Origin of the sequence: Spirochaeta thermophila DSM 6192 (genome assembly GCF_000147075.1) — a bacterium.
Taxonomy (GTDB): domain Bacteria; phylum Spirochaetota; class Spirochaetia; order Winmispirales; family Winmispiraceae; genus Winmispira; species Winmispira thermophila_A.
Genome location: NC_014484.1, coordinates 1,749,892 through 1,764,737 on the forward strand (window position 1 = coordinate 1,749,892; position 14,846 = coordinate 1,764,737).

The 14,846-nt window shown below is 60.6% G+C and carries 10 protein-coding genes; 2 read left to right on the forward strand and 8 right to left on the reverse strand.

Annotation, left to right across the window (positions count from 1 at the left end):
• Positions 1-53 precede the first annotated feature (53 nt).
• From STHERM_RS07930 to STHERM_RS07940, 3 genes are all read right to left on the reverse strand, one after another.
• Positions 54-3,071: a glucodextranase DOMON-like domain-containing protein gene (locus tag STHERM_RS07930; RefSeq protein WP_237223235.1), complete on the reverse strand. Its 3,018-nt coding sequence runs from the start codon at positions 3,069-3,071 to the stop codon at positions 54-56.
• Positions 3,072-3,156: 85 nt separating this feature from the next.
• Positions 3,157-3,741 carry a hypothetical protein gene (locus tag STHERM_RS07935; RefSeq protein ID WP_013314374.1) on the reverse strand — a complete coding sequence of 195 codons (585 nt, stop codon included), beginning with the start codon at positions 3,739-3,741 and terminating at the stop codon, positions 3,157-3,159.
• A gap of 18 nt (positions 3,742-3,759) precedes the next feature.
• Positions 3,760-5,763: a glycogen-binding domain-containing protein gene (locus STHERM_RS07940; protein WP_013314375.1), complete on the reverse strand. Its 2,004-nt coding sequence runs from the start codon at positions 5,761-5,763 to the stop codon at positions 3,760-3,762.
• A gap of 368 nt (positions 5,764-6,131) precedes the next feature.
• Between STHERM_RS07940 and STHERM_RS07945 the strand changes: the two genes are divergently transcribed.
• Complete coding sequence (locus tag STHERM_RS07945; protein ID WP_013314377.1) at positions 6,132-7,445, forward strand: alpha-amylase C-terminal beta-sheet domain-containing protein; 1,314 nt, start codon at positions 6,132-6,134, stop codon at positions 7,443-7,445.
• A 97-nt stretch (positions 7,446-7,542) separates the two neighbouring features.
• Positions 7,543-9,435 carry a methyl-accepting chemotaxis protein gene (locus STHERM_RS07950; RefSeq protein ID WP_013314378.1) on the forward strand — a complete coding sequence of 631 codons (1,893 nt, stop codon included), beginning with the start codon at positions 7,543-7,545 and terminating at the stop codon, positions 9,433-9,435.
• Between the two features lie 5 nt (positions 9,436-9,440).
• On the opposite strand, the gene STHERM_RS07955 is transcribed toward STHERM_RS07950, so the two are convergent.
• The 5 genes from STHERM_RS07955 to STHERM_RS07975 form a co-directional block, all read right to left on the reverse strand.
• On the reverse strand, positions 9,441-9,734 hold the full coding sequence (locus tag STHERM_RS07955) for a WGR domain-containing protein (RefSeq protein WP_013314379.1): 294 nt from the start codon (positions 9,732-9,734) through the stop codon (positions 9,441-9,443).
• A gap of 17 nt (positions 9,735-9,751) precedes the next feature.
• Positions 9,752-10,438, reverse strand: a complete 687-nt coding sequence (locus STHERM_RS07960; RefSeq protein ID WP_071650344.1) for a hypothetical protein — start codon at positions 10,436-10,438, stop codon at positions 9,752-9,754.
• Positions 10,419-11,939: a carboxypeptidase M32 gene (locus STHERM_RS07965; protein ID WP_013314381.1), complete on the reverse strand. Its 1,521-nt coding sequence runs from the start codon at positions 11,937-11,939 to the stop codon at positions 10,419-10,421. The genes STHERM_RS07960 and STHERM_RS07965 overlap by 20 nt, the downstream gene beginning before the upstream one ends.
• Before the next feature lie 35 nt (positions 11,940-11,974).
• A complete protein-coding gene (gene thrS, locus STHERM_RS07970) occupies positions 11,975-13,711 on the reverse strand; it encodes a threonine--tRNA ligase (protein ID WP_013314382.1) in 1,737 nt (578 codons plus the stop codon).
• A gap of 104 nt (positions 13,712-13,815) precedes the next feature.
• The gene (locus tag STHERM_RS07975) at positions 13,816-14,667 is read right to left on the reverse strand and encodes an NAD(P)-dependent oxidoreductase (RefSeq protein WP_013314383.1); all 852 of its coding nucleotides are present in this window, start codon (positions 14,665-14,667) and stop codon (positions 13,816-13,818) included.
• Positions 14,668-14,846 lie beyond the last annotated feature (179 nt).

The window sequence follows — 14,846 nt, forward strand, 5'->3', positions numbered from 1 at the left end:
GGGGAAAGACACATGGCCCTCCCCTCTCCACTGACGGCTATGAGAGAGACCCGCTAAGGCGCAGGCCTCTCCACGGTGTAGGCCTGCACCTCGCCCCTGGAGAGCTGTTCCTCCTGGGAGGGCGTTCCGTCCCACACCAGGTCGATCACCCGGGTGGGAGTATCCCCTTGCGCGCCGCCGAACCGCCATTGGGCCGCCTCGGCCTGTACGTCACGCACCCTCCTCACCCCTGCCGAGGGGAAGCCGTCCTGGCTGAGGACGCACGCAGCCACTCGGAAGGACCGCGCATCCCCGAGGATGCGCTTGGGCACGCGGATGGAGACCTTCCCGGCACCCGCCTGGACGAGCACCTGGGGCTTCACCTCGGTCGACTCCACGAACCCCGACACGGGATCGGCAGGATCGGCCGGCACGAGCACCTTCTGGTTCCATCCCTCCACCCAGACGGCGTAGTCCCACAGGAAGTCGCCTTCTGTGGTGAGGTTCCGCCCCTCGAGGAAGTTCGCCGCCCCCTCTCCCGGGATCACGTCGAGGTACACGTCGAAGGTCTGGAGCGAGAGCCCTATGGGCGAGTTCCACGGATTGGCGATGGGACTCGCCATGCGGAAGGTGAAGATGAGATCCTCAACCCCCTCCGCCACCGAGAACTCCACCACATCGAAGGAACCCGGGGCGAACACAGGATCGAGCGGATAGGTGTAGGAACCCGGTCCGTGGTCATCGCCCTCCGGGTCGGCCACATCGAGGAGGGTCGTGGTCTGCCCCGTATCGGGAAGCACCGCGCGGATGTGGCCGTCCTGGGGAAGGGCATCCCTCGTCCCCTCACGTCCCACGAGGAAGGTCTTGATCCTCACCTCCTGGCCTGTCTCCATGGGAGGGAGTCCCACATAGGGAAGGAGGATTTCCAGGTTCCGCCCCGCCCGCGCCGCCAGAGGCGCGTACTTCACCTTCTCCCAGCCCTTCTTCTCATCGGCCTGGTACCATGCGAGGGCTGTACCATCGTACCGCAAGGCGTGGGACGCGGGGAATCCCACGGCATGCTTCCCGTCGAGCCTGAACACAGAGGTCACGGGGGATCCCGGAAGCTGGAAGTACACCTCCATGCTCGCATCCGTGAAGATGGTGTCCCACGGATTCCGCGAGGTATAGGCGAGCACGAGCCCTTCCTTGCTCACCCCATACCGCACCTCGGAGAGCTCTGCGTGGGCGGCCGCCTGCACACCGCCGGGCTTCACGTACCGCCCTGCCCCCTTCCACTCGGCTGCCTCGATCCTCCCGTCGATGATAGGCCGTATCGCTGTCTCAAGGCTCGCGGTCTCCATGACGGGCCGCTCGGCGATCACGGGCACCTCGAGAAGAGCCGGCACCGGGTCGCCCAGGGTCTCATAGACCCGCTTGAGGAGGGTTCTGAAGGCGTGGTCGAAGTATTCGTCCACCCCCGAATCCTGGTCAGCACCGTACCACCAGAACCAGTCGGATCCCTCTGCGAGGTACATGTAGTCCAGGGCCTTCTCCAGCACCTCAGGCGGCGCCTCTCGATAGTGGTACATGTCGTACTTCGCGAGATGGGCGCGCACCATTCCCAGGAGGTTCCAGGCCCTGTTCTCCTCCTCCTCTCCTATCCACGTGCTGAAGTCGGGGGTGAACCAGCAGCCGGGCCAGAGCTCCTCAATGGTCTCCTGCTCGGGGAACCGCCTGAGGAACTCGGAGGGGGTGATGGTCTTCACCCAGGGGGTCTCGGAAAGCCTGCGGTAGAGCTCGTGGAAGAAGTCCTTTCCGTCGTTCTTGTAGTGTTCCCACGCATTCTCGCCGTCGAGGATGATCGAGACGAGGTACGGCCCCTTCCCCCCCTTGCCCTTGAGCTTCTGCCTAATGCGAGAGAGTCTGCTGAACAGGTCGTCCACCGCGGCCTTGCCGCTCATCCCCGAATACTCGAACCCGACCAGATCCGAGAGCCTGTTGTCCCGGAAGACGATAGCCACCTTCTCGCCCTTCGGTCCCTTCACGTAGTAGGGCCGGTAGAGGAGATCTGCCTGCTCCACCGTGTCATTCGCATCCCTGGTGAACCCCTCCAGTCCCAGCGACTTGGCGAGGACCTGCTCACCGGAGGCCATCCAGGAGAAGCCCGCCCTCGCGACGAGAGGCACGATCTCCTGGGAGACAGACCCCTCGGCGGGCCAGAGCCCCACGGGTTCTCTCCCGAAGTGGGCCTTGTAGACCTCGCGGGCCTTCTTAAGGTGGGCGATCGCATCGTTGGGATAGGAGAAGAGCTCAGGCATGGGTGAGCCCGGATCGTTTTTCTCCATGATCTTCGTGGAGTAGATGAGGGGGAGGATGGGGTGGGCGTAGGGCGTGGTGATCACCTCGATCTGCCCCCGCGCCATGAGCTTCTTGTGTATGGGCACCACCTCCTCGAGGATGCGCGAGATCTCATCGAAGAGGACCTTCTTGTCCTCTTCCGAGAAGTTCCGCCCCTTTGCCACGAGCGAGGCGAGCGGCTCCTTGACCCTCAGATCGGGATCACACCAGGCGAGCTGGAACCACACCTGGAGGTCCCTGAAGTCCTGCTCGGTGAAGAGATCGATCGCACGATCGATGCCTCCCGCGGCATCCCGCTTCTTCATGAGCTCCCAGTAACGGGGGAAGGGGCGTATGAGGTTGTCGTGATTGGCATCGAAGAACCGCTCCAGGATGAACCGCTTCTCCTCCCTGGTGAGCTGTGAGGCGGGCTTTTCCCCGAGCACCCAGTACTTGTCCTTCGCCCCTGCGATGAAGTCGTCGAGCTGACGGAGGAGCACAGGGGTGAGGTTGAAGGTGACATGGACGTCGGGATACTGCTCAAGGATAGCGGCCATGTCGTAGTAGTCCTTGGTGGCGTGCACCCTCACCCAGGGGCGGGAGTACACATCCCCCTCCTTGTAGTAGAGGGGCTGGTGCTGGTGCCACACGAGGTTCACATAGAGCACATCCTCCTCGGCCTTACCTCCCGCCCACACCCCCAAGAGGGGAACGAGCAGGAACACGGCGAGGAGACCCATTCGTACGTCGTACCGCATACGCTCTCCTCTCATAATAAAAACTATATACTGCGCTCTTTCCATAAGAGCAAAAGAAACACAGTGGGGAGCGACGCTCCCCACTGTGTCAGGAGGGAACTCACAGGTCCTGAGCAAGCGCACAGTTTATAGTGATGCGGACCTTGTGGCCTGTGGGAATACTACCGAAGTCGAGGAAGAAGTTGCCATCCTCCCCCTCCTTCGCGTCATCCCAGCATCCGATCTTCCTGTCCCAGGTGCCGGCCTCAAACACAGCGAAGGAGACATCGACATCGGCGGTGACCCAGGGTCCCCTCTCCCAGTTCTCGAACCCGGAGGAGGGCATCACCGCAAAGGTGTAGGTGGCCGTACCTCCACTCAGGGTGAAGGTGAGGTTGTCTTTCGCGGTTCCCCACATGTCCCCGTAATAAGTGGCGGCCCCGTTCTCGATCTTTCCCAGGATCTGACCTGCGAGCGCGAGCTCGGTCTCCCCGGGCCAGAGGGCGTTCTGGATCACCAATTCCACCTCGTAGCCGCCCTGGAGGTCGACGCTGCTGGGCCCCAGGTCCTCTATAGTGGCCTGGACCTCACTGTTGGGGATCCAGTAGACATCCGCAGTGAGCAGATTGTGCAGGTCTCCCTCACACGAGGAGAGGAGAACCGCAATCACACCCACTGAAAACAGTCTTCCAATCGTCCGTTTCATACCAACCTCCTCATGGCATTAGAAATCCCATCTCAGTCCACACACAAACCTGGCGGTGCCTTGGGTGTCCAGGTTGGAGGGACGATACTCATCGAGGTCGAAGACCTCATCCTTTCCATCCTTCCCGTAGGGATGGAAGTTGTATTCTATGTTTGCGAAGAGCACAGGATTCTTGAGGGAAGACGACGGCACGGTCCAGCTTGCCCCCATAGTCATACCAAAAGGTACAAGCGTGGGATCGTCCTCCTCCTTGAGGTTGCTGCGCACGATGAGACCGGTGGTGAGGCCCATCTGCTGAGGCAGCGTTGCATCGACCAGGAGCGTGTTGTAGAGCACCTCAGCAGGGTAGGTTTTCTCGATCACATCGTAGTCGCCGTATGCGAGAGCCACCGCATAGTAGACATCCAACCCAGGAAGGAACGAGGCGAGGTTCTTGAATGAAGTTTTGGATCCCACATCCATGAGCTTGAAACCGAGATCGCTGTCTTCACCGATAAAGTCCATCTGCATCCGTGTGTAGAGCGAGGTGGTGAGGGGTATACCCACCCACCGAGAGAGATCCGCATCGATCTGAGGCTTGTAGTAGAATGACTTGTCCTCTTCGCCGATCTTATCGAGCTCGTTCGTGAAGGTGGCCTCAGTGGTGAGAGAAAGACTGACCCCATCCAGAGAGAACCAGGGGGTACATTCCACATAGAAATTCCCCGGCTTCACGGTATCGTCATCCCCATAGATGGTGGTTGCCTGAGGACCTGCGAGCTTCGTGGTGAGGCTCACCCCGAAGGTATCGCGCTGGTACGATCCTTCAAGCCCCCATGCCATACTGTCATCGGTCAGGTCCTGGAATTCCTTGTCCAGCACCTGGTAGGAGAGGAGGTATGCTGCCTTGAGGGAGAGCCCATCGAGAGGCTCGGCCCCTATTCCCATCGAGAACATACCCCTGTGGTTCCTGCTGTAATTGAAGAGACTCTCCTCCTCCGTCACGGAGTTGAAGGCGAGATCGAGGGTGTAGGCATCGTCATAGGTGGTGGTGAACCAACTGTACACCCCATCCGTCCCCAGACGCTTATTGGGAGCCACCACGACATCGAGGCTCACCCGATCTCCGATCGATGAGAGCTTCTCACCGAGAGAGAGCTCGGTGAACCCGGCGTTCGCATCGTTGTCGTCGGCATTGGAGGTATTGAAGAGAAAGACGTGTTCCGTCCCCTTCGACCACTTGTAGCCCGTATAGATGTTCACATAGGGATTGGTGATGCGGACTTTGAAATGACCGAGCACCGGCGAGGTGTCATTGAGCCATGCGTCAGCAGGATGGAAGGCCGACTCCAGCACATCCTCCAGGCCCTCTTTGAAAGGCACCTCGGGTTCTTCCCCTTTCACCGTACTCGCCTTGTAGAGATACTTGCTCGCTTCGGCCACCTGCAGCTCGGCATAGATGTTCCATCCGGGCAGGATGTCGCCCTGGAGCTTCCAGTAGGAGCTCGCATAGAGCAGGGAGTAGTCGAGCTCGAACCCGCTCTTCTCTCCGGTGGCGAGATCCCTCGTGAGGAAACCCGTGTCGCTTCGCAGAATCGTCCAGGTACCGAAGGTCACAGGCGACATGGTGGGCAGCTTCACCTTGGGGGCAGCCCCACCCTCTTCAGTCTGGGCTTCCTGGCTGATGAGGAGCATGAGGTTGAGGTAACTGTTCTTTCCCCCGAAACCGTCGTCCTTGAAATCGGGGGCAGTCTCATCGGTGACCCACGTTCCGTCCACCACGAACTTGTACTGGATCGTGTCGTTGATGGAGAACTGACGCGTATACGTCCACCGTCCTCCATCCTCCTTTGTCATGAGGGTGGCCTGAGGATCCCAGGAGTTGAACGTACCCGCGATATACACCTCCTGGGCATCGGGGTCTTCATAGACCCAGGTGACGGTGACCGTCTGTCCATCCTCCTCCAGTGTCCAGGAGACCTCTGCCGCAAGAGGTAGGATCAGTACGGCAAGAAGAAAGGTTGTCAAGACGACTCTTCTCATAACGACCTCCTCATAGGTCATATATCGCCCTCACCGAGGGCATCGTTTTCACTATAAGAGCAAAACGATGGTAAACGCTTTTTATAGTTATTTGTTTTCAAAAAAACGATATAACTGTTCATAATATCTTCATCCTCTTCCAAATCGAAAGAAAATCACTCAACATCGGCCATCATGTTATGCAATCGCTTGCATTATTATACCACCACCCCGTCATGAGCGCAAGAAAAATTTTAAGAATTTTATTTGTTCAGAAAACAAGAGGTTATATGCAAGGCCATCCTTCAGCACTTTCTAAAGCAATAAATTTGACAGAAGCGAAAACAGGGTGTACCATTACTTTGCAAACGATTTAACAGGAGGATGCCATGAGACGAGACAGACGCGACCTCTGGCTCCCTCTCCTCTTCCTCATCCTACTCATCACGGGGTGCCCCACCCACTACGATGAAGAGGGAGGAGAGGTGTCCCGCGCGGCCTACTTCGGTTCGCGTGCCGACGTCATGCTCCAGGGGTTCCACTGGGAATCCCATCAAAGCTCCATTCCCTGGTGGGATGTGATAGCTCAGAACGCCGATACCATCGCCTCGGCAGGCTTCACGGTAGTCTGGCTTCCCCCTCCCTCCGATGCGGCATCGGATGAGGGCTACCTTCCCAGGGAGTGGTACAACCTCTCTTCCTCTTATGGGGAGCAGTCTCAACTCACCTCGGCAATCAGCGCCCTTCACCGCAGGGGGATAAAGGTACTCGCCGACATCGTGGTGAACCACCGTGTCGGGACCTACGACTGGGCCGATTTTTCCGACCCCGCTTTCGATGACAACGCCCGGGCAGTCACCAGTGACGACGAGTGGGGATACGGAACCGGGAACCCCGACACCGGAGATGGCTTCTCGGCGGCAAGGGATCTCGACCACACCTACTACGACGTACAGGATGAGATCATCTACTGGCTCTCCTGGCTCAAGCACAGCATGGGATTCGACGGGTGGCGCTACGACTACGTGCGGGGATACAGCGGGTACTACGTGGGAATCTACAACGACGCCACCAGCCCCTACCTCTCGGTGGGGGAACTCTGGCCCGATATCACGGGCGACTACTATGCCTCGGGAGATGCGGTGAACTACCACCGGCAGAGGCTCATGGACTGGATCGACGCCACAGGGGGGAAGTCCATGGTCTTCGATTTCACCACCAAGTGGCAGCTGCAGCTCGCCGTGGAGCGGAGCGAGTACTGGCGCCTCGTCGACTCTCAAGGAAAGCCCATAGGGGCGATCGGATGGTGGCCCCAGATGTCGGTCACGTTTATCGATAATCACGATACCGGTCCCTCTCCCGGCGGTGGGCAGAACCTCTGGCCCTTCCCGTCCGACAAGGTGGAAGAGGGATACGCCTACATCCTCACCCATCCCGGTGTTCCCTGCGTGTATTGGCCCCACTTCTTCGACTGGGGAAGCGACCTCAGGAACAAGATCAGCACCCTCATCCAGATAAGGCGTAACAAGGGTATCACTTCCACGAGTTCGGTCGACGTGCTCGCCGCCGACTCGGGGAAGTACGTGGCCCGTATAGACGATGTACTCATCGTGAAGATAGGGCCGGATCTGTCCTACAACCCCTCTTCGGAGTGGACCCTCACCGCCTACGGGAACGACTGGGCCGTGTGGACAAAAGAGTAGAGAATCATTAGATTTATAAGCAACTTGCGATATAGTAAGGGATACGACACAGTTGTCACTCCCCGGGCCCTATGGCCCGGGGTTAGTCGGAGGATACATGAAATTACGAACCCGGCTGTTCCTCGTGGTGCTCGCTACGGGATTCCTCCTCCTCCTGGGGATGGGATCCCTCCTGGTGCAGAATCACCTCTCGACCCTGCTCGAGGATGTGCAGCTCCAGACGCACAACCTCCTCCTCGCCGCAGGCGACTTCATCTCGGCCTCGAAAGACCTCATCGCCTACGACACCGCCCGCAGATCCACGGAATACCTCGAGGACATCCTCGCCCGGTGGAAGGAGGCGATCGCTACGGTGGAAGAGAGGATAGAGGCCCTCTCCACCCATCGTGGAGTCCGGTATCTTCCGGCATCCCTGAGAGAAGACATCCTCGCGATCCCCCACCTCTGGCGGCTCAACAAGCGCTTCTTCTCCCAGACTGAGCAGCAGGTGAACGCTCTCCTCACCGATGTCCAGATCCCGCAACGGTTCCGCCGGGGCCTCCTGCAGATACAGGTGGACCTGCTCACGAATCAGGGCGAGTCAGGCATGGCGGGATACTACATCACCCAAGCCATGGGCTACCTCTATACCACCATCAATGTGGCCGAGGAGTTCTTCTCCTCACAACTCATGCGGCTTTCCTCGGAGGTACAGACGCACGTCACACGAACGAAACAGCTGATCCACACAGGGGTGATCTCTCTGCTCGTGCTCTCGATTCTTCTCTCCGCCCTCCTCGTCATACGGATCACCCGGAGCCTCTCTCAGCGGATCCGGATGATCAACACCCTTATCGGCGAGATCAAGACACAGAGGATCACACCCTCCATCATCAGGGAACTCGACACCCTGGGAGGCCGGAGAGATGAACTCGGTGAGATTGCGCTCCACACCTCCCAGGTGATGGACGTGCTGCGGTCCTTCCTCCTCTCGGTCCAGCAGGCGGCAGCGGAGGTGGAGGCGCTCAAGAACGCCCTCGCAACAGGGCTTTCGGAATCGGCGGCGTCCGTGGAGGAGATCACCAGGAACATAGGCTCCTTCCGAGAAATGGTGGAGCATCTCGAACGGGCGATCGATGTGACCGGAGGGGCCATCTCTTCCATCGTAGGGAGGATAGAGGAGATCCACCAGGACATACAGCGGCAGGCCTCACACATCGCAGAGAGTTCGTCGGCCATAGAGGAGATGAATGCCGCCATCCAGCAGGCCTCCAGCCTCGCCCGGGAGAGGAGGGAAGGGCTCCAGCATCTCATGGAGCTCATCAGGGAGAACGGGGAGAAGATCGCCGGCACCCAGGAGGTCATCTCCACCGTCTCGCGGGAGATCACCAACGTCCAGGAGATCATCGAGATCATCGATTCCATCGCGGAACAGACCAACATCCTCTCGATGAACGCGGCGATCGAGAGCGCACACGCGGGGGAAGCCGGCAAGGGATTCGCGGTCGTCGCCGAAGAGATACGGAAGCTGGCGGAATCCACCGAGCAGCACGCAGGAGGTATCACTCGAGCGCTCAAAGGCATGACGGAACAGGTCACGAAGGCCCTCCAGACGAGCAACGAGAGCGCAGAGTCCTTCGAGCACATCAGGGAGGAGATGAAGAAATTCACCTACAGCCTCGAGGAGATCGCTTCCATCATGACGCAACTCTCCACGGCGAGCACCCAGATCCTCGAACACATCCATACCATCACCCGGATCACGGGAAAGATCAAAGGGGAATCGGACGAAATCGCGGGAAGGATCTCCGAGATCCACCAGGCAGCGGAGAGCACGCAAAGCACGTCGCTGATGGTGAAACAGAGCATAGAAGAGATCGAGCGAGGGATCGGGGAGATCAGCAAGGCCATGCACGAGGTGGACAGCCTCGCCCAGGAAATGAAGCTGCGAATGGACGAACTCAAGGAGAGGGTCCACGAGTTCGAACTGGAAGAGGCGGGGAAGCCGTAGGGGGCCTATCCCCCTCCCATACGACGGAGGAGACCGGGGAGGGCGGCCGGCAACCTGTGGCGGAAATAGTGGTAGAGCACCCGGTAGCCCTCTCGATACTTTCTCTGGAGGAGTCGTTGGAGGGCGGAGTCCCTCTCGCTCCGTGAGGGGAACGAGTAGTGGCGCTCCCTCGAAGAGGCCCCTTCCCTCCACCACCTCACGGTGAACCCGTAGCTCGAGAAGAGATGGAGTTGCCGGTCGTTTATCTCGTAGTAGTGGGTGTGTGTATCCTTCGCCTTCTTGTAGAGCACTATCTGCATGGGATCCGTCAGTGTCCTTATCGGTCTCTCACGAGGAGGAGTTGACCACCTTTTTCCCGCAACACATAGGTGACAAAGAGCTCGAAATCAGCGGGAGTTTCCACCTTCATCTCCCGGACAAGGAAGGGGGCCGGGTTCTCCCCGGTCTCGCCCGGTCGCCACCAGACCCGGGCCGGAAGGAGGCACATACCCGGAGGGAGGGATACGAGGGAAACCGTGAGCGTACCCCGCCCCACGGTGAGGTACGTGGTGTCCGCCCCACGGAAGCGGGGGGAAAGGAGTTCCAGCCGCACTCGATCGTCCTCGACGCGTACGGGAGTGAGGAGGGCGAGGGTGTCCGAAGGAGCGGCGGGATACCATCCGGGCAGGAACACGAGAAGGGTCCATACCTGCAAGAGCAGGAATCCGAGAGAGAGACCCACACCCACGGGAAGGAACACCCTCCATAGGAAGATGATGGCGCCCCAGAACACCACTCCCAGGATGAACGCACGGCTGGTGAGCACCTCCGGTTCGGTCACGAAGATCCCTAAGAGCCACAGGAGCACGGCAAAGGAGAGAAGGAAGAAGCCCCACTCAAGGCGGGGCCTCTTCTTCCGGGTACGCCACAGCACGAGCGCGAGCCCCAGACCCGTCGGTGCTCCTACGAGCAACGACCAGAAGGAGGGTGATGCGAGGAGGGCCTCAAGATAGGCCGTAGACATCGGAGTACTTCCCTCTGAGATACGAAAGGAAGTAGTCTGGGTTCAGCGTCTCACCGGTGGCCCGGAGGCACAGCTCATGGGCGGGATAGGTCCTGCCGTGACGGTGGATCTTTTCCCGCAACCAGCCGAGGATGGCGTCGAACCGTGCCTCGGCGATGAGGGAGGAGAGGTCTCCCAGATCGCGCTCCATCGCACGGGCAAACTGGGCGCTGTAGAGGTTCCCCAGGGTGTAGGTGGGGAAGTAGCCGATCCCCCCGAACGACCAGTGGATGTCCTGGAGGACGCCCTCGGCATCCCGTTCCGGTACGATGCCGAGGAGCCGCCTGCTCTCCTCCCGCCAGGCCTCAGGCAGATCCTTCACGGCGAGGCGACCCTCTACCAGGGCGAGCTCGAGCCTGAACCTGAGGAGGATGTGGAGGTTGTAGGTGACCTCATCCGCCTCCACCCTGATGTGCGAGGGCTTCACCTTGTTTATGGCCCGATAGAATCTCTCGAACTCCACATCCGAGAGAGACGAGAACGTCTCCTTGAGGAGCGGGAAGTACTTCTGCCAGAAGGCCCGGCTTCTCCCCACCACGTTCTCCCAGAACCTCGACTGGGATTCGTGGATCCCCAGGGACGTGCCGTCCGCGAGGATGGTTCCCGCCAGATCCTCGGCTATACCCTGCTCGTAGAGGGCATGCCCCCCCTCGTGGATGGAACCGAAGAGGGATGAGGGGAGGAAATCCTCCATGTAACGGGTGGTGATCCTGATGTCCCCCTCAGCGAGGGTCGTGGTGAACGGATGGGCCGAGACATCGAGCCGGCCCCTCTTCCAGTCGAAGCCCATATCCGTGAGGATACGCCGTGAGACCTGTTCCTGGCCTTCCCTCGGGAAGTGCCGATGGAGGGGGGAGTCGTCCACCTCGCCTGCCTCCATGATCTCCTCAAGAAGCCGGACCAGGGGCCCTTCGAGCTGGTCGAAGACCGCCCGCACCTGGGAGGCCTTCATGTACGGCTCGTACTCGTCGAGGAGGGCATCGTAGGGGTGCTCCTCGTACCCGAGCCGCTCTGCGATCTCCCTCACAAGGGAGAGGATCTCCTCGAGATGGGGGGCGAACATCCCAAAATCGTCCTCGGCCCTCGCCCGCTGCCAGACCACCTGGGCCCTGCTGGTGGTCTCCGCGAACCGTCGCACGAGGTCCTCCGGCAGCTTCGTGGCCCTCCGCCACTCCCGGTAGGTCTCCCGCACCAGGGCGCGCTCCACCTCGCCCAGCTCCTCCGCCCCCTCCGGCCGCTCCTCGCTCGCCCCCGCGGCCGCGAGCAGTTCCCCCACCTCGGGCGCGGTCTTGCGCCGGTGGATGAGCCCCTGGAGCAGGGCCTGCTGCGCCGCCCGCTCCTCCACCGCCCCCTCGGGCATGTAGGTCTCCTGATCCCAGCCCAGGAGGGCCTGTACGTGGGAGAGGAGCACCACCTCCCGCCAGTAGTCCTTGAGCCGTCTCACCGCATCATCCGGTCGCATGTATCCCCCTCTTTCTCGCTGCCTCGTGTGAGTCTTCATAGCTCCAGCACCCTCTCGCGCATCCTGCGCGCCACATCCTCCACAAAGGCCCCCAGCGCCACCCCATTTCGCTGCTCCCCTCCCCTCACCCGCACCGAGACCGTCCGCCCCTCCTGCTCCCGCTGCCCCACGATCACCGCGTAGGGGATCTTCTCCTGCTGGGCCTTGCGGATCTTGGCGTTCATGCGGTCCGCCGAGAGGTCGGCCTCCGCCCGCACCCCCGCCTCCCGCAGCGCCCTCACCACCTCCTGCGCATACCCGGCGAACACATCCGAGACCGGGATCACCACCACCTGCACAGGGGCGAGCCACACCGGGAACGCCCCGCCGTAGTGCTCGATGAGGATCCCGAAGAAACGCTCGAGCGAGCCGAGGAGCGCCCGGTGCACCATGTAGGGCCGCTTCTCCCTCCCGTCGGCATCCACGTAGGTGATATCGAACCGCTCCGGGAGGTTGAAGTCGAACTGGATCGTGGAGGTCTGCCACTCCCTCCCCAGCGCATCCCTCACCTTGATATCGATCTTCGGGCCGTAGAAGGCACCGCCTCCCTCGTCCACCTCGTAGTCGAGCCCTTCTCGCTCGATCGCCTTTCGCAGCGAGCCGGTGGCCTGTTCCCATCGTTCAGGCTCACCCACGCTCTTCTCAGGCCTCGTGGAGAGGTAGGCCTTCACATCGGAGAAGCCGAAGGTCTCCCACATGAAGAGCGAGAACCTGAGCGTCTCCAAGATCTCGTCCTCTATCTGTTCGGGCGTACAGAAGATGTGCGCGTCGTCCTGGGTGAACCCCCTCACCCGCAGGAGCCCGTGGAGCACACCCGATCGCTCATACCGGTACACCGTGCCGAGCTCGGCCCACCTGAGGGGGAGCTCCCTGTACGACCTGAGCCTGGTCTTGTAGATCATGATGTGGAAGGGACAGTTCATGGGCTTGATGTAGTAGTCGCTCTTGTCCACCTCCATGGGGGCGTACATGTTCTCCTTGTAGAACGAGAGGTGCCCCGAGGTCTCCCAGAGCCACGCCTTGCCGATGTGGGGGGTGTAGAGGACCTCGTAGCCCCGCGCAAGGTGCTGCTCTCGCCAGAAGTTCTCTATCTCGAGGCGGATCCGGGCCCCCTTGGGGTGCCAGTAGATGAGACCGGGACCCGCCTCCTCGTGCACCGAGAAGAGATCGAGCTCCTTGCCGAGCCTGCGGTGGTCGCGCTTCTCCACCTCCTTGAGGTGTTCGAGGTACTGACGGAGCTCCTTGGGCGTGTGCCATGCCGTCCCGTAGATCCGCTGGAGCATGGGCCGTCGTTCATCCCCCCGCCAGTAGGCACCGGCGATGGAGAGGAGCTTCACCGCATCGGGGTTGATCTGGCCGGTCCGCTCCACATGCGGGCCCCGGCACAGATCCACGAAGGTACCGTGCCGGTAGATGGAGACCTCTTCCCCTTCGGGGATCTCCTCCAGGATCTCGAGCTTGTACGGCTGATCCTTGAAGAGCTCGCGCGCCTCCTCTCTGGAGATCACCTCGCGCTCGAAAGGAAGGTCCTCCTCAATGGTCTTGCGCATGAGCTCCTCGATCTTCTCCAGATCCTCGGGCGTGAGCGAACGGGGAAGATCGAAATCGTAGTAGAACCCGGTATCGATGGCAGGCCCTATGGCGAACTTTGCCTCCGGGAAGAGCCTGAGCACCGCATCGGCCATGATGTGCGCGGCAGAGTGACGAATCCTCTCTATATCGGGTGCGCCCATGAGTCCCTCCATGCAGGTATGTCTTCACAATATGAAAAGAATTTATCACGACTGTCAAGAAAGGAGGTCTCCCCCGAACACTCACTTCATGGAAAGAGGCCTGGTCATCTCACCACCTTCCACACGGAGGAGAAGTCCTCGTGCGCGCACCCGCGCGTGAAGGTCTGGGCGAAGAGCTCCTTCGCCGCTGCGGCCGTGGGCACGCTCTTCTTGAGCTCGTACGCGAGGTCTTCGAGGCAGTGCAGGTCTTTGTAGATGAGCGCGTTGGAGAAGTGGGTGGAAAAATCCTCCTTCACGAGCCGATCCTTCTTCGCCCGGAGTACGAGCGATTCACCACCTCCTACCGACAGGATGTCGAGGACCGTCTGCCGGGAGATACCCGCAGCCTCTCCCACGGCCAGGGCCTCGGCAATGGCCGCCATGAACACCCCCAGGGTGAGGTTGTTCACCACCTTCATCTTGCTCGCAAGGCCGGGTTCACCGAGATAGAAGATGTGCCTGCCTATACAGGAGAGGAGGGGGGCTTCCACCCGTTTGAAGGCATCCTCCTTTCCACTCACCACCACGGTGAGCTCCCCCTTGGAGGCCGGTACCCCCGAGCCAAGGACCGGAGACTCCAGGTACTCCCCACCACGGGCACGACAGAGGTCGTAGAAGGAGGTCACCTCCTTGTAGTGGTTGGTGGTGAAGTCTACGACCACCTTGCCCGAGAGATCGACGCTGCAGATCCCGTCCTCCCCCGACAGCACGTCTCTCACCGCCGTGCTGTCGAAGAGGCAGAGGCACACCACCTCGCTCCGTGAGACGAGGTCCGCAGGGGAATCAGCGACCGGGAATCCAGAGGCCTCGGCCTTCTCCCTGGTACGGTTCCACACGAGGAGCTCGTGACCGCACGAGGCGAGCCTCCCGGCGATGGCGGAGCCCAGTGAGCCGAGCCCGATGAATCCTATCTTCATGGTCCCTCCTTGAAACACATCGCGTGTGCTATATAGCTTTGTCCCTATTATTCTGAGGCACGAACGGCGGGAGGTCAAGGAGCGGGCGTGCGAGGAGCCTTTCCCTGTAATGCGCCGACAGGAAGCCCCGCCTCCGCTCCGTCCACCGGCACCCCAGGCGCTGCATGAGCTCTGGGTCC